Source organism: Pseudomonas putida group bacterium ESBL64, from assembly GCF_045277175.1.
Taxonomy (GTDB): Bacteria; Pseudomonadota; Gammaproteobacteria; order Pseudomonadales; family Pseudomonadaceae; genus Aquipseudomonas; species Aquipseudomonas alloputida.
This window is the reverse complement of record NZ_CP145799.1, coordinates 3,985,469-4,000,744: the sequence shown is the minus strand read 5'-3', so window position 1 is coordinate 4,000,744 and position 15,276 is coordinate 3,985,469. Positions and strand designations below refer to the sequence as shown.

General features: G+C 62.2%; 16 protein-coding genes. 6 read left to right on the top strand and 10 right to left on the bottom strand.

What is annotated here, in order from left to right; translation table 11 throughout:
• On the top strand, positions 1-1,404 hold the full coding sequence (locus V6093_RS18230) for an aminoacyl-tRNA deacylase and HDOD domain-containing protein (RefSeq protein WP_012054109.1): 1,404 nt from the start codon (positions 1-3) through the stop codon (positions 1,402-1,404).
• A 129-nt stretch (positions 1,405-1,533) separates the two neighbouring features.
• Here the strand turns inward: V6093_RS18230 and V6093_RS18225 are convergent, their stop codons facing one another.
• From V6093_RS18225 to V6093_RS18210, 4 genes are all read right to left on the bottom strand, one after another.
• Positions 1,534-1,908: a hypothetical protein gene (locus tag V6093_RS18225; RefSeq protein ID WP_003253357.1), complete on the bottom strand. Its 375-nt coding sequence runs from the start codon at positions 1,906-1,908 to the stop codon at positions 1,534-1,536.
• A 148-nt stretch (positions 1,909-2,056) separates the two neighbouring features.
• Complete coding sequence (locus tag V6093_RS18220; RefSeq protein ID WP_003253355.1) at positions 2,057-2,356, bottom strand: HU family DNA-binding protein; 300 nt, start codon at positions 2,354-2,356, stop codon at positions 2,057-2,059.
• 187 nt (positions 2,357-2,543) lie between these two features.
• On the bottom strand, positions 2,544-3,692 hold the full coding sequence (locus tag V6093_RS18215) for an NAD(P)/FAD-dependent oxidoreductase (protein ID WP_179053193.1): 1,149 nt from the start codon (positions 3,690-3,692) through the stop codon (positions 2,544-2,546).
• A 16-nt stretch (positions 3,693-3,708) separates the two neighbouring features.
• Positions 3,709-3,876 carry a rubredoxin gene (locus V6093_RS18210; RefSeq protein ID WP_003253349.1) on the bottom strand — a complete coding sequence of 56 codons (168 nt, stop codon included), beginning with the start codon at positions 3,874-3,876 and terminating at the stop codon, positions 3,709-3,711.
• A gap of 224 nt (positions 3,877-4,100) precedes the next feature.
• On the opposite strand from V6093_RS18210, the gene V6093_RS18205 reads away from it, so the two are divergent.
• Entirely contained in the window at positions 4,101-4,658 is a 558-nt protein-coding gene (locus tag V6093_RS18205; RefSeq protein WP_004575207.1) for a chorismate lyase, read from the top strand.
• The gene (gene ubiA / locus V6093_RS18200; RefSeq protein ID WP_004575206.1) at positions 4,658-5,548 is read left to right on the top strand and encodes a 4-hydroxybenzoate octaprenyltransferase; all 891 of its coding nucleotides are present in this window, start codon (positions 4,658-4,660) and stop codon (positions 5,546-5,548) included. The genes V6093_RS18205 and ubiA overlap by 1 nt, the downstream gene beginning before the upstream one ends.
• A gap of 120 nt (positions 5,549-5,668) precedes the next feature.
• On the opposite strand, the gene V6093_RS18195 is transcribed toward ubiA, so the two are convergent.
• A complete protein-coding gene (locus V6093_RS18195; protein WP_265977860.1) occupies positions 5,669-6,040 on the bottom strand; it encodes a hypothetical protein in 372 nt (123 codons plus the stop codon).
• Between the two features lie 173 nt (positions 6,041-6,213).
• On the opposite strand from V6093_RS18195, the gene phoB reads away from it, so the two are divergent.
• From phoB to V6093_RS18180, 3 genes are all read left to right on the top strand, one after another.
• Complete coding sequence (gene phoB, locus V6093_RS18190) at positions 6,214-6,903, top strand: phosphate regulon transcriptional regulator PhoB (RefSeq protein WP_003253341.1); 690 nt, start codon at positions 6,214-6,216, stop codon at positions 6,901-6,903.
• Positions 6,904-6,951: 48 nt separating this feature from the next.
• Complete coding sequence (gene phoR, locus V6093_RS18185) at positions 6,952-8,259, top strand: phosphate regulon sensor histidine kinase PhoR (RefSeq protein ID WP_014861175.1); 1,308 nt, start codon at positions 6,952-6,954, stop codon at positions 8,257-8,259.
• 173 nt (positions 8,260-8,432) lie between these two features.
• Positions 8,433-9,773 (top strand): hemolysin family protein, encoded by a 1,341-nt coding sequence (locus tag V6093_RS18180; RefSeq protein WP_003253336.1) that lies wholly within the window; start codon positions 8,433-8,435, stop codon positions 9,771-9,773.
• 12 nt (positions 9,774-9,785) lie between these two features.
• Here the strand turns inward: V6093_RS18180 and V6093_RS18175 are convergent, their stop codons facing one another.
• The 5 genes from V6093_RS18175 to pstA form a co-directional block, all read right to left on the bottom strand.
• On the bottom strand, positions 9,786-10,682 hold the full coding sequence (locus tag V6093_RS18175) for a peptidoglycan DD-metalloendopeptidase family protein (protein WP_047603722.1): 897 nt from the start codon (positions 10,680-10,682) through the stop codon (positions 9,786-9,788).
• A gap of 146 nt (positions 10,683-10,828) precedes the next feature.
• A complete protein-coding gene (locus tag V6093_RS18170) occupies positions 10,829-11,713 on the bottom strand; it encodes a response regulator (protein WP_003253331.1) in 885 nt (294 codons plus the stop codon).
• 163 nt (positions 11,714-11,876) lie between these two features.
• A complete protein-coding gene (gene phoU / locus V6093_RS18165; protein ID WP_003253329.1) occupies positions 11,877-12,647 on the bottom strand; it encodes a phosphate signaling complex protein PhoU in 771 nt (256 codons plus the stop codon).
• Between the two features lie 101 nt (positions 12,648-12,748).
• Complete coding sequence (pstB, locus tag V6093_RS18160; RefSeq protein WP_003253327.1) at positions 12,749-13,582, bottom strand: phosphate ABC transporter ATP-binding protein PstB; 834 nt, start codon at positions 13,580-13,582, stop codon at positions 12,749-12,751.
• 72 nt (positions 13,583-13,654) lie between these two features.
• A complete protein-coding gene (pstA, locus tag V6093_RS18155; protein ID WP_172830966.1) occupies positions 13,655-15,271 on the bottom strand; it encodes a phosphate ABC transporter permease PstA in 1,617 nt (538 codons plus the stop codon).
• Positions 15,272-15,276 lie beyond the last annotated feature (5 nt).

The following is a 15,276-nucleotide window of genomic DNA, read 5'->3' as shown; positions in this document are numbered from 1 at the left end:
ATGACTGAAGTTGCCCTGGACACCGCAACCCCACACGCCCCCTCCGTCATCAGGCTGCTGCTCGACAAGCTCGGCGTGCCCTACCGCCAGGTGGTCGAACACTCGCACCTGCCTGCGGCTTCGCGGGTGCAGGCTGTCCTTCTCGACGACGAGGTCGGCGCCCTCATGGTGCTGTTCCCGCAGAGCCACCTGCTGGACCTCAACCGCCTGGCCGAGCTGACCGGGCGCAAGCTGACCGCGGTGTCGGTGCCGCGCCTGAAGCAGATGCTCGACAAGCACCACCTCAAGGCCCTGCCGGGCATCCCGGCGCTGACCAGCTCGCCATGTCAGTACGAAAAGAGCCTGCTCGACGCCGAAACTGTCTTTATCCAGTCAGGCGAAGCCGGCCTGTTGCTGGAAATCGAACGCGCACACTTCAAGCGCATGCTGGCCAAGGCCAGCGCCAGCAGCTTTGGCCAGCAAGTCGAAGCGATCAGCCCCAATCTCGACCGCCCCGATGACGACACCCGGGAAATCACCGATGCGGTCCAGGCCTTCACTGCCCGACGCATTCAGAAACGCCTGGAAGAGACCATCGAAATTCCACCGCTCGCCGACACCGCGCAGAAGATCATCAAGCTGCGGGTAGATCCCAACGCCAGCATCGACGACATCACCGGCGTAGTCGAAACCGACCCGGCGCTGGCGGCACAGGTGGTGAGCTGGGCTGCATCGCCCTACTATGGATCACCGGGCAAGATCCGCTCGGTAGAAGACGCCATCGTGCGTGTGCTGGGTTTCGACCTGGTGATCAACCTGGCCTTGGGCCTGGCGCTGGGCAAGACCTTGAGCCTGCCCAAAGACCACCCGCAGCAGGCCACGCCCTACTGGCAACAATCGATCTACACCGCCGCGATCATCGAAGGCCTGACCCGCGCCATGCCGCGCGCAGAACGCCCCGAGGCCGGGCTGACTTACCTGGCCGGGCTACTGCACAACTTTGGCTACCTGCTGCTGGCGCACGTGTTCCCACCGCATTTTTCGCTGATTTGCCGCCACCTTGAGGTCAACCCGCATTTGAACCACACCTATGTGGAACAACACTTGCTGGGCATCAGCCGCGAACAGATCGGTGCCTGGCTGATGAAGCTGTGGGACATGCCAGAAGAGCTGTCGACTGCCTTGCGCTTTCAGCACGATCCAGCCTACGACGGCGAATATTTCGCGTTCCCCAACTTGGTGTGCCTGGCCACCCGCCTGCTGCGCTCGCGAGGTATAGGCTCAGGGCCGCAGGAAGAGATTCCTGACGAGCTGTTGGAACGCCTGAGCATTACCCGGGACAAGGCCGAGGATGTGGTGAACAAGGTGCTCGAAGCCGAGAACCTGCTGCGTGAGCTGGCTTCGCAGTTCCATGCACCGCATTAAGCATTAGCACATAGCTTGTGGGAGCGGGCATGCCCGCGAACACCGGCGAAACCGGTGCCATGCACGGCGTCGCTTGTTTCGCGAGCACGCCCGCTCCCACAGGTAAAGCGTCAGCATCCCCGTCGGGTTTCAGCCTTTCTTCTTCGGTTTCAGGTATTTCATCAACCCCTGGAACCACATCACCAGCGCCGGATTGCCCTTGATCTGGATGTGCTTTTCCTGAATCCCCTGCATGAACGCCAGCTGCTTGTTACCCGCCTGCATGGTGGCGAAGCCATAAGCGGCGTCCCTGAAGGCAATGGCGAACGCCGGCTGTGGGTGCGCGCCGCCCTTGCTGCTGATGCGTTCGTTGTGGACGATGAAGTGTCGGGCGACCTTGCCGTCCAGGGTCTGCATCTGGAACACCAGGTCCTTGCCCTTGAGCTGCTGCTGGAATGCGGGGTTATTACGGCTGGCCCTGGCCATCAACAGCCCCATGGCCCAGAGAAGAAAGCGAAACTTCATCAACGCGCCTCGAATGAAAAGTGACTAAGGCGCGCAGTTTATCCTTTTCCAGAACTATTTATGCAAGTTCGAAACATTTTGCCTCCAGAAAGCACAACGGGCGCCTTGGGGCGCCCGCTTGGCCGACACTGGGGTTGTCAGGGAGCGATCACTTGCCTTTCTTGGCTGGCTTGGCGGGGGCGTTAACGCTGTCGCGCAGGTTCTTGCCAGGCTTGAAGGCCACGGTATTGCTGGCCTTGATCTTGACCGGTTCCCCAGTTTGCGGGTTCTTGCCGGTACGCGCGCCGCGATGACGTTTTTCGAAGGTGCCGAAACCGACCAAGGTCACGGTGTCCTTGTCCAGGGCACCGGTAATGCTGTCGAGAATCGCGTTCAAAACCTGATTGGCCTTTTCCTTGGTCAGATCAGCCTTATCGGCGATGACGGCGGCGAGTTCTGGTTTGCGCATAGTGAAGCCTCTTTGACGGAATTCTTGTTGTTATGCCGTGCTGCCTCTGGGAGCAGCGCTCAAGGCACCGCAGGCTCTAATCTGCGGCAGACGGGAGTGAGAATGGCACGAGCTCAGGGGCCGCGCCAGTATCTGGGCGGCCATTGTGCAGGCAACAACAGGATAAATCCGACAGAACAGCCGCTATTTACGCCATAACCGCTGGTAACTGACGATTCAGCGCCAGCTTCTCCATCACCGCCGCTCCGGTCAGGGCGTAGCCCAGCAACTTGCCGTCGGCATCAAGGCAGAGCACCTTGAGGTCACTGCCCTGCCCCTCTACCTGCCAGGTGCCTTCGCAACCCTGTGGCGCTGGCGAGACGACCAGCGGACAGGCCGGGGTTTTCACGGTGATAGGCATCGGCCCGTAGAAAACTGCCGTCGGCTTGCCGGCCAGGGTTTGCGCCAGCGCCCGGGCACAGCTCATCAGCGGCATCACGTACAGCAGGTTGATGCCATCGACTTCGGCACAGTCGCCAAGGGCGAAGATGTTGGCGTGTGATGTACGTAGCTCGCGGTCTACGCTTACACCTCGATTGGTCTGCAGCCCAGCTGCGGCAGCCAGGTCGGTACGTGGGCGCAGGCCGATGGCCGAAACCACCAGGTCGCAGGCAATCACGCTGCCATCCGACAGGTGCGCCTCCAGGCCTTGGGTCACCTGCTGCAGGCGGGTCAGCACCGGCCCCAAGTGAAAGCGTACTCCCAGCCCCTCCAGCCCACCCTGTACAGCCGCCGCAGCGGCCGGGTGCAGCAGGGTCGGCATGACCTGTTCACACGGCGCCACAACGTCGACCTTGAAACCACCCAGGCTCATGTCGTTTGCGAATTCGCAGCCGATCAGGCCGGCGCCGAGGATCAGGACACGCTGCTTGCCCGCGGCGGCAGCACGGAAGCGCGCGTAGTCCTCCAGATCGTTGATCGGGAATACCAGATGGCCGCCATCACCCTCGATCGGCACTTGCACGGTCTGCGCCCCCCAGGCCAGCACCAGATCGCGGTATTCCACGGCCTCTTCGCCGATCCACAGCCGCTTGTGGCCCGGGTCGATGCCGCTGATGCGGGTATGGGTGCGGACCTCGGCGTTCAATTGCTCGGCCATGGCACCCGCCTCAGCCATGCACAGGCCGTCGGCGTCCTTCTGCTTGGCAAAGCCCATGGAAAGCATCGGCTTGGAGTACGAACGACCATCGTCGGCGGTGATCAGCAACAGCGGCGTCTGCGTATCGAGCTTGCGAAATTCACGGGCCAGGTTGTAGCCCGCAAGGCCGGTACCGATGATTACCACAGGGGGCGTCATGTCGTGCTTTCCTCGATTAACCGATGGAGATCATTTCAAAGTCGCTTTTGCCGACGCCACAGTCGGGGCACAGCCAGTCCTCGGGCACATCCTCCCAACGGGTGCCGGGGGCGATGCCGTCGTCGGGCCAGCCTTCGGCTTCGTCGTAGATCAGGCCACAGACAATACATTGCCACTTTTTCATCAGGTCTATTTCCTCGGTTCAGGCTGGGGCTTGTGTTGCGGCTGATGGCCTCTTGGCGGGCAAGCCCGCGCCTACAGTGACCGCGCAGGCCGGGCGGGCTTGCCCGCGAATGGGGCCAGCGCGCAATGCGTGGGGCTTTGTAGCGGCCCTGCCGGCAGTATGCAAGCAGTTGGGGCAATCATGCTAAGCTCGCCGCCTCTCTGGCTGTAACAAAGCATACCGACGTGTCGTACGAATCCCCGCAAGCAGCCGCTGTCGCGTGGCTGCCGTATTCACAGCTGGCGACCGACATCGACCAGCCCACCCTTGACTGGCTGTTCGACGAGGGCTCGCTGACCCGCCGCCTGACCCGTCTGTCCATCGATCACTTTTCCGTCACCCCGCTGTTCGAGGGCTGGCAGCTGCTGCGCGATGACGAATGCCAAGCGCTGGGCATCGCTGCTGGCGCCGAAGGCTGGGTGCGCGAAGTGTACCTGCGCGGCCATGGCCAACCTTGGGTGTTCGCCCGCAGCGTGGCCAGCCGTAGCGCACTGGAACGTGGTGGCCTGGACCTGGAATCCTTGGGCAGCCGCTCGCTGGGCGAGCTGCTGTTCTGCGACCAGGCGTTCATCCGTCATCCGCTCGAAGTGTGTACTTACCCACAGGCATGGCTGCCGTCCGAAGCTGCACATGCGGCGCTTTGGGGCCGCCGCTCGCGCTTCGAGCGCAACGGTCTGGACCTGCTGGTGGCAGAAGTGTTTCTGCCGGCATTGTGGCAAGCGGCCAAGGAGGAAAACCGCTGATGTACCTGCAACTGCTCAAGTCGCTCAACCGCCTGCACCCACGGGCCTGGGACTTCGTCCAGCTCAGCCGTATGGACCGGCCGATAGGCATCTACCTGCTGTTGTGGCCGACCCTGTCGGCAGTGTGGATTGCCGGCAATGGGTCACCCACCCTGGCCAATGTGCTCATCTTCGGCCTTGGTGTGGTGCTGATGCGCGCCGCCGGCTGCTGCATCAACGACTTTGCCGACCGCAAGGTTGACGGCCACGTCAAGCGCACAGCAGACCGCCCCTTGGCCAGCGGCCGGGTGCGGCCACGCGAGGCGCTGACACTGTTCGCGATTCTGGTCGGGGTGAGTTTCCTGCTGGTGCTGTGCACCAACAGCCGCACCGTCTGGCTGTCGTTCGGGGCGGTGGCCTTGGCGTTCTGCTACCCGTTCATGAAGCGCTACACCTACTACCCGCAGGTGGTGCTGGGGGCGGCGTATTCGTGGGGCATTCCCATGGCTTTTACAGCCGCTGGCGGTGAGTTGCCGGCCGGCGCCTGGCTGCTGTATATCGCCAACCTGCTGTGGACGGTGGGTTATGACACCTATTACGCCATGGTCGACCGCGATGACGACCTGAAAATTGGTGTGAAATCCACTGCGATCCTGTTCGGCGACGCTGATCGCAGCATCATCCTGACCCTGCAGTTGCTGTCGCTGGGCTGCCTGTTGCTGGCCGGTAGCCGCTTCGACCTGGGTGGCTGGTTCCACCTTGGGTTGCTGGGTGCGGCGGCGTGCTTTGCCTGGGAATACTGGTCAACACGCAAGCTGGACCGGGAATCGTGCTTCAAGGCGTTTCTGCACAACCACTGGGCGGGGATGCTGGTGTTTATCGGAGTTGTGCTGGATTACGCGTTGCGCTGAGTAGTTTGGGGCTGCTGCGCAGCCCATCGCGACACAAGGCCGCACACATTGATCAGCGTACGTCGAACCATGTGGGAGCGGCCTTGTGTCGCGATGGGCCGCACAGCGGCCCCGGCTGTCTCAAGGCTTGGCAACGTGCCAGACGTCTTTCATGCCGTCACCGGTCATGTCACCGGCCTTCTTGTCCTTGATGAAGGTATACAGCGGCTTGCCGTCGTAAGCCCACTGCATCGAACCGTCGTCCCGCTCTACATGGGTCCATTTATCCTTCGGTGCTTCGTCTTCTTTCTTGACCATCAACGGTGGCCAGTTCTTGGCGCACTCGCCATTGCACATCGACTTGCCACCCGCATCCTTGTCAAAGGTGTACAGGGTCATGTCGGCATCATCGACCCACTTGCCATCCTTCTCCATGGCATGGTGGGCCAACGCCACCCCCGGGAGCGCCAACGCAGTGAAAAGGGCCATCCAGCTCAGCGTATGTCGTGTCATTGGATTCACCATTGTTTCGGGGGGAAATGGGTTCGGGTTGCCATTAAAGCGGCCCTCTGTAGCCTAGTTCAGTCATGGAATGTCGCCAGAACGGCCAACACCCTGTCACACAGCTGCAATAATTCCGTTATCTAATGCGGGCCAAGACACCGAATCCAGGAGAGGTTTTGAGCATGGTAGGCAGGAACATTCTGATCGTCGACGACGAAGCACCCATTCGCGAGATGATCGCCGTTGCCCTGGAAATGGCCGGCTATGACTGCCTGGAAGCGGAAAACTCCCAACAGGCCCACGCGATCATCGTCGACCGCAAACCGGACCTGATCCTGCTCGACTGGATGCTGCCGGGCACCTCCGGCATCGAGCTGGCCCGCCGCCTGAAGCGCGACGAACTGACCGGCGATATCCCGATCATCATGCTCACCGCCAAGGGTGAAGAGGACAACAAGATCCAGGGCCTGGAAGTGGGCGCCGACGACTACATCACCAAGCCGTTCTCGCCGCGTGAACTGGTAGCGCGACTGAAAGCCGTGCTGCGCCGCACGGGTCCGAGCGACAGCGAGGCGCCGATCGAGGTCGGCGGCCTGCTGCTCGACCCGATCAGCCACCGTGTGACCATCGACGGCAAGCCGGCCGAGATGGGCCCTACCGAATACCGCCTGCTGCAGTTTTTCATGACCCACCAGGAGCGCGCCTACACCCGAGGCCAATTGCTGGACCAGGTGTGGGGCGGCAACGTCTACGTCGAGGAACGTACCGTCGACGTGCACATCCGTCGCCTGCGCAAGGCGCTGGGTGAAGCTTACGAGAATCTGGTACAAACCGTCCGGGGCACTGGCTACCGCTTCTCGACCAAGAGCTGATCGAGTTCCCGAGCGCCAAGCTGCACGTCGTTGTACAAGGACCGTCAATTGAACCAGAACTGGCACGCAACCCTGATTCGCCATCTGCTGTTGCTGATTACCGTCTGCCTGATCGGCGGGCTGATCAGCGGCTACTACGGCTGGAGCCTGGCCATCGGCCTGGCGCTCTATCTGGGCTGGACCCTCAAGCAACTGCTGCGCTTGCACGACTGGCTGCGCAATCACCAACCCGACGAAGCACCGCCCGATGGCTACGGCCTGTGGGGCGAGGTATTCGATAGCATCTACCACCTGCAACGCCGCGACCAGCGCGTACGGGGCCGCCTGCAGGCAGTGATCGACCGGGTGCAGGAGTCCACCGCTGCGCTGCGTGACGCGGTGATCATGCTCGACAGCGACGGCAACCTGGAATGGTGGAACCGCGCCGCCGAGACCCTGCTGGGCTTCAAGACCCCACAGGACGGCGGCCAGCAAGTGACCAATCTGGTGCGCCACCCGCTCTTCAAAGAGTACTTCGAGGCAGAAAACTACCTCGAACCGCTGGAAATCCCTTCGCCGATCAATGACCGCATGCGTGTGCAGTTGCACATCACCCGCTACGGCAACAATGAACACCTGATGCTGGTGCGCGATGTCACCCGCATTCACCAGCTGGAACAGATGCGCAAGGACTTCGTCGCCAACGTGTCCCACGAGCTGCGCACGCCGCTGACGGTAATCACCGGCTACCTGGAAACCCTGCTGGACAACGTCGAGGACGTGAACCCGCGGTGGAGCCGCGCCCTGCAGCAGATGAGCCAGCAAGGCTCGCGCATGCAAACCCTGCTCAACGATTTGTTGCTATTGGCCAAACTGGAAGCCACCGATTACCCATCGGACAACCAGCCGGTGGCGGTCGATGCCCTGCTCGCCGCCATCAAGAACGACGCCCAGGCCCTGTCCGGGCCGCGCAACCAGCGCATCAGCCTGGAAGCTGCGCCTGGCATCAAGCTGAAGGGCAGCGAGTCGGAACTGCGCAGTGCCTTTTCCAATCTGGTGTTCAATGCAGTCAAGTACACCCAGGACGAAGGCAGCATCCGCATCCGCTGGTGGGCCGATGCCCAGGGCGCACACCTGTCGGTGCAGGACTCGGGGGTGGGCATCGATGCTAAGCATTTGCCACGCCTGACCGAGCGCTTCTACCGCGTAGACTCCAGCCGTGCATCGAATACCGGCGGTACCGGGCTGGGGCTCGCAATCGTCAAGCATGTGCTGATGCGCCACCGGGGCAAGCTGGAAATCAGCAGTGTACCGGGGCATGGCAGCACCTTTACCTGTCACTTTGCGCCAGCACAATTGGCCAACGAAAAGGCTTGAGATTGAGGCTGCTGCGCGGGCCTTCGCGGGCATGCCTGCTCCCACAGAGACTGCAATGAGTCCGCTGCCCTTTGCTTTTACGGCCCCAGCCGCTACATTGGATCCCCTGTGCCAGCAAAAGCTGGCACTTTTTTTCTCTCTATCTCAAAGACGGACCCCGTAAAAACTCCATCATGGACCCTTCCTCTGGTATTAGCCTCACCTCGTTATTCGCCGACTTCGGCATGATCATCTTTGCCTTCCTGCTGGTGCTGCTCAACGGCTTCTTCGTTGCTGCGGAGTTCGCCATGGTCAAGCTGCGCGCTACACGCGTAGAGGCCATCGCCGAAAAGCACGGCTGGCGTGGCAACATCCTGCGCAAGGTTCACAACCAGCTCGACGCCTACCTGTCGGCCTGCCAATTGGGCATCACCCTCGCCTCGCTGGGCCTGGGCTGGGTGGGTGAGCCCGCCTTCGCCCACCTGCTGGAACCATTGCTGGCCTATTTCGGCGTGGACAGCGCCGAGCTGGTCAAGGCGATCTCGTTCTTCGTCGCCTTCTTCGTCATCTCGTACCTGCACATCGTGGTCGGCGAGCTGGCCCCCAAGTCCTGGGCTATCCGTAAGCCAGAGCTGCTGTCGCTGTGGACCGCCGTGCCGCTTTACCTGTTCTACTGGGCGATGTACCCGGCCATCTACCTGCTCAATGCCAGCGCCAATACCATCCTGCGTATTGCCGGCCAGGGCGAGCCTGGCCCGCACCACGAGCACCACTACAGCCGCGAAGAACTTAAGCTGATCCTGCACTCCAGCCGTGGCCAGGACCCAAGCGACCAAGGCATGCGCGTGCTGGCCTCGGCCGTGGAAATGGGCGAGCTGGAAGTGGTCGACTGGGCCAACTCGCGTGAGGACATGATCAGCATCGACGCCCATGCGCCTCTGAAGCAGATCCTGGCCCTGGTGCGCCGCCACAAGTTCAGCCGCTACCCGGTGTACGACGCCGAGCGCGAAGAATTCACCGGCCTGCTGCACATCAAGGACCTGCTACTGGAGCTGGCTGAGCTGGAGCACTTACCAGAGACCATCGACCTGGAGGACCTTGCCCGGCCACTCGAACGCGTGTCGCGGCACATGCCGCTGGCCCAGTTGCTGGAGCAGTTCCGTAAGGGCGGCGCGCACTTCGTGCTGGTAGAGGAAGCCGATGGCAAGGTGATCGGCTACCTGACCATGGAAGACGTGCTGGAAGTGCTGGTGGGCGACATCCAGGACGAGCACCGCAAGACCGAGCGTGGCATTCTCGCCTACCAGCCGGGCAAGTTGCTGGTGCGCGGCGACACCCCACTGTTCAAGGTCGAACGCCTGCTGGGTATCGACCTTGACCACATCGAGGCCGAAACCCTGGCCGGGTTGATCTACGAGACGCTCAAGCGCGTGCCGGAAGAAGAGGAAGTGCTGGAAGTCGAAGGGCTGCGCATCATCATCAAGAAGATGAAAGGGCCCAAGATCGTACTGGCCAAGGTGCTGAAGCTGGATTGATGGCCCAATCGGTCAGGGGTTGCCGGCAGTGAAATCCGGCATCCCGCTGATCGGCCTGTCGAAGCGGTAAGGTATCGACTCCAGCGCCAACCCCACATTGCGCTGCACCACAAAATGCAGGTGCGGCCCAGTGCTGTTGCCGGTATTGCCCGACTTGGCCAGCATCTGACCCTGCCGTACCCGTTGCCCCTCCGCCACCATCACCGAACCACGCATCAGGTGAAGGTAGACGCCCATGGTGCCGTCCGGGTGCAAAATCCTGACAAAGTTACCCGAGGGGTTGGGGCCGCGCCCGCTCTGGCTGTTCTGCGTCTTCACCACCACCCCTTCCCGCGCCGCGATGATGGGTGTGCCTTCGGGCATGGCGATATCCATGGCGTAGCGCCCTCGGGGCCCAAAATGACTGACACGGCCATTGGGGCCCTGAGTGACGCGGAACGGCCCGCCAATCCACGGGAACGCATAGCGGAAGCCCTGGGGCCGTTTGCCCGGGTCACCCATGGCCTGCAGCAGGGTCGAACGGTAGTTCAGCAGCAGCCCGGGCCGCCCCCTGAGCACACTGAGCATCTGCGTGGTGCGCGGCGGCAGCAGCCGGCGCACGATACGCGGGGCGTCACCGCCTTGTGCGTTGACCAGGTTGTCCAGCCGCAACTCTACCTCTACCGGCACATGCAGCTCGTTTCGTGCCGAAAAGCTCACGCCACCGTCGAAGGTTTTCGCGTTCAGCAGTACCTGGCCTTCGAGCGTTTCGACCATGGGCTCGAGCAACACCAAGGGCTTGGCGCCGGGGCCAGGGCGGTCGGAATAGGAGACGACACCGGAATCGTCAGTGATCTTGTAGAGCGTCACGCCCTGGCTCGACGCCGAGGCCATGAGCAATGCACAGAACAGCAGCAGGCGCGCGGGCATGATAGTGGCTTTTTGACAGTTATGATCTGTCGAAGCCTAGCAGCGGGTTTTACGGTAGGTATTGCAGTTGGTCGGATGGGGCAACTCGGGCTTGGGCAGGAGCATCCGTGTGCTGCTCCTGCCCAAAGCATGACGCGGGGCCGGGGTCAGGCACCGGGGGTGAAGTGCTTCTGCGCAGTGCCGCGGGCAATCAACCGAGACAGGTAGTCGAGCTTCTGGGCATCCTGGTCGACAAACTTGAACGTCAACTGCAACCAGTCGCTGTCAGGTTTTGGCTCCAGCGCCGCCACCGCATGCAGGTAGCCGTTCAGGCGAGCAACTTCGGCACTTTCGCCCTGCTCCAGGTCCAGCACCGCACCTTCCAGCACCTGTGGCAGCACTTCGCTGCGGCGTACCACCAGCAGTGCCTCTTTCAGGCTCAACGCCTTGATCACGCATGGCTGCATGCCACTGGCCAGGCGCAGCTGGCCCTGGCCACGGCCGCTCGGCGCGGGGGCAGCAGGTGCGGGTGCGGCGACCAAAGGTTTGGCCGGTACCGGCGCCGCAACCTTGACCGCTTCGGGCTTGCCCGCAGTCAGCGCGTTCAACGAATCGTTGGCAAACGCCGGGTTGGCTCGCGCCGGGCCGGTGGCCATCAGGCTGTCGAGCTTACCGATCTTGGTCAGGGCTTTTTTTACCTTGGTCAGCAGTTGCTCGTTGGTGAACGGCTTGCCTACAAAATCGGAAACGCCCGCCTGGATCGCCTGAATGACGTTTTCCTTGTCGCCACGGCTGGTCACCATGATGAACTGCAGGTTCTTCAGTGCAGGCTGCTGACGGCACCAGGTCAGCAGTTCCAGGCCTGACATTTCCGGCATTTCCCAGTCGCAGAGGACCAGATCGAACGCTTCCTTGCCGAGCATGGCCATGGCCTTGCGACCGTTGACCGCGTCGTCGATGGCCATACCCGGGAAGGCGTTGCGCAGACACTTGCGGACCAGATCACGGATAAACGGGGCGTCATCCACGACCAGCACATTCACTTTACTCATCGATACTCCTTATGAATCCCGACTAGCCTACTGCCAAATGATGGCCATTTGCTACAACCTGGTCACGCCGGGACTTCTTCACATCGTTCGCGGGTGCCTGCCGGCTCTCGACCGCAAACGAAAACGCCCGGCCAAGGCCGGGCGTCGATGCTCGGGAGCAACCTTACTTATCGTCAGATTCACCCGGAACATTAGCCTTTTCGCCGTTGGCGACGGCAGTGCCCTGCACTTCTGCCGTCATGCGCTTGAGGCCCATGTGGCGCACGTCGGTGCCGCGCACCAGATAGATCACCAGTTCGGAGATGTTGCGCGCATGGTCGCCAATACGCTCCAGCGAGCGCAGCACCCAGATCACGCTCAGCACCCGCGAGATAGAGCGCGGGTCTTCCATCATGTAGGTCACCAGCTCACGCAGCGCGGTCTTGTATTCGCGGTCGATGGTCTTGTCGTACTGGGCCACCGACAGCGCAAGGTCGGCGTCGAAGCGGGCAAAGGCGTCCAGCGCATCCCGGACCATGTTGCGCACCTGGTCGCCAATGTGGCGCACCTCGACATAACCACGCGGCGACTCGCCCTCTTCGCACAGCTGGATGGCGCGGCGAGCGATCTTGGTCGACTCGTCACCGATGCGTTCCAGGTCAATCACCGACTTGGAAATGCTGATGATCAGGCGCAGGTCCGAGGCCGCTGGCTGGCGGCGGGCGAGGATGCGCAAGCACTCCTCGTCGATGTTGCGCTCCATCTGGTTGATCTGCTCGTCAACCTCGCGCACCTGCTGGGCCAGACCAGAGTCGGCTTCGATCAGCGCGGTAACCGCGTCGTTGACCTGCTTTTCCACCAGCCCGCCCATGGCCAGCAGGTGGCTGCGCACCTCTTCGAGCTCGGCGTTGAACTGCTGGGAAATGTGATGGGTAAGGCTTTCTTTGTTGATCATCGTTTTGTCCTTTGGTAGCGCGGCCCTGTAGGAGCGGGTTCACCCGCGAACACCGGCAACGCCGGTGCCAGACACCGAGGTGCCTGTTTCGCGAGCGGCGCTTAGCCGTAGCGACCGGTGATGTAGTCTTCGGTCTGCTTCTTCGCCGGGTTGGTGAACAGGGTATCGGTATCCCCGAATTCGACCAGTTTGCCCATGTACATGAACGCGGTGTAATCCGAAACACGCGCCGCTTGCTGCATGTTGTGGGTCACGATGACGATGGTGTACTTGGATTTCAATTCATAGATCAGTTCTTCGACCTTCAAGGTCGAGATCGGGTCCAGCGCCGAGCACGGTTCGTCAAGCAGCAGCACCTCCGGCTCCACGGCAATGGTGCGGGCGATGACCAGACGCTGCTGCTGGCCACCGGACAGGCCCAGCGCCGACTCGTGCAGGCGGTCCTTGACCTCGTCCCACAAGGCCGCGCCCTTCAACGCCCACTCGACGGCTTCATCAAGCACGCGCTTCTTGTTGATGCCCTGGATGCGCAGGCCGTAGACCACGTTCTCGTAGATGGTCTTGGGGAACGGGTTCGGCTTCTGGAACACCATGCCCACACGCCGGCGCAGTTCGGCAACGTCTTCGCCCTTGCGGTAGATGTTGTTGCCGTACAGGTTGATGGCACCTTCCACACGGCAACCGTCAACCAGGTCGTTCATCCGGTTGAAGGTGCGCAGCAGGGTCGACTTGCCGCAGCCGGATGGGCCGATGAAGGCGGTCACACGCTGCTTCGGGATGTTCATCTGCACGTCGAACAGCGCTTGCTTGTCGCCATAGAACAGGCTCAGGCCCGGCACTTCGATGGCCACGGTTTCTTCAGCCATTCGCAGGCTTTGCTTGTTGCGGCCCAGGGCAGACATGTCGATGCCATGGGTGTGGGAATCTTGCTGCATGGTCAACTCCATACGCTATCAAGTCGTTTCAAAGGGCCGCCCGGCTTACGGGCGGCACGCTTGTAATCAGGGTCAGCCGTCCAGCGCCTTGTACTTCTCGCGCAGGTGGTTGCGAATCCACACGGCAGAGAGGTTGAGGGTCGCGATCACCAGCACCAGCAGCAGCGCAGTGGCATATACCAGCGGCCGCGCAGCTTCGACGTTCGGGCTCTGGAAGCCGACGTCATAGATGTGGAAGCCCAGGTGCATGATCTTCTGGTCCAGGTGCAGGTACGGGTAGTTTCCATCCACCGGCAGCGACGGCGCCAGCTTCACCACACCTACCAGCATCAGCGGCGCGACTTCGCCGGCGGCACGGGCCACGGCGAGGATCATGCCGGTCATCATGGCCGGGCTGGCCATGGGCAGGACGATTTTCCACAGGGTCTCGGCCTTGGTTGCGCCCAACGCCAGCGAGCCTTCACGCACGGTGCGCGGGATTCGCGCCAGGCCTTCTTCGGTGGCCACGATCACCACCGGCACCGCCAGCAATGCCAGGGTCAGCGATGCCCACAGCAGGCCCGGGGTACCCAGGGTCGGCGCCGGCAACGCTTCGGGGAAGAACAGGCGGTCGATCGAGCCGCCCAGCACATAGACGAAGAAGCCCAGACCGAACACACCGTAGACGATCGCAGGAACACCGGCCAGGTTGTTCACCGCAATGCGGATAAGCCGGGTGACCGGGCCCTGCCTGGCGTATTCACGCAGGTACACGGCAGCCAGCACGCCGAACGGGGTAACGATCACGGCCATGATCAGGGTCATCATCACGGTACCGAAGATGGCCGGGAAGATACCGCCCTCGGTGTTGGCTTCACGCGGGTCGTCGCTGAGGAACTCCCAGACCTTGCCGAAGTAGGTGCCCAACTTGGTGAACGCCGACATGCCGTTCGGCTGAACGGCATGCACCACCTTGCTCAGGTTGATTTCCACTTCACGGCCGTTGCCATCCCGGGCCACCAGGCTGTCGCGGGAGAAAGCCTGGTGCAGGCCGGTCAGGCGGTCTTCGATAGCCTTGTAGCGGCTGTTCAGTTCGGCACGGTCGGCGTCCATGTCGGCCTGGGCAGCGGCGTCCAGCTTGCCGTCCAGCTCCAGCTTGCGCGCTTGCAGGCGCAGGCGCTCAAGGCCATGGTTGATGGCACCGATGTCCTTCTTCTCCAGCTGCTGCAGCTCGCTGTTGAGCTGGTTGGCACGCTTGAGGCGGGCCTGTAGTTCGTTCCAGGCAGCGGGGCCTTCGGCAACCACACGGCCTTGTTCCTTGACGCTGACCAGGTAGCCATAGAAGTTGCCCCACTCGCGGCGCTCAAGGGCCATCAGGTCCGCCGGGCGCTGTTCGTCGACCAGCCAGTCGCCGACCACCCAGGTAAAGTCGCTGCCGTTGAGGTCGCGGTTACCCACCTTGATCAGCTCCCGGGTCATGAACTCCGGGCCCTGGTCCGGTACCGGCAGGCCAGCACCCTTCAGACGAGCTCGGGGTACTTCCTCCTTCTGCACCACTTCGCCAATGACGACGTGATCGGCCTGGCCTGGCACCTTGTAGGTGGCCTGGACAAGATCGGCTGGCCAGAAGTGGCCCAGGCCGCGCACGGCGATCACCGCCAGCAGGCCGACGGTCATGATCACGGCCATGGCCACCGCGCCGCCGCTCATCCAGA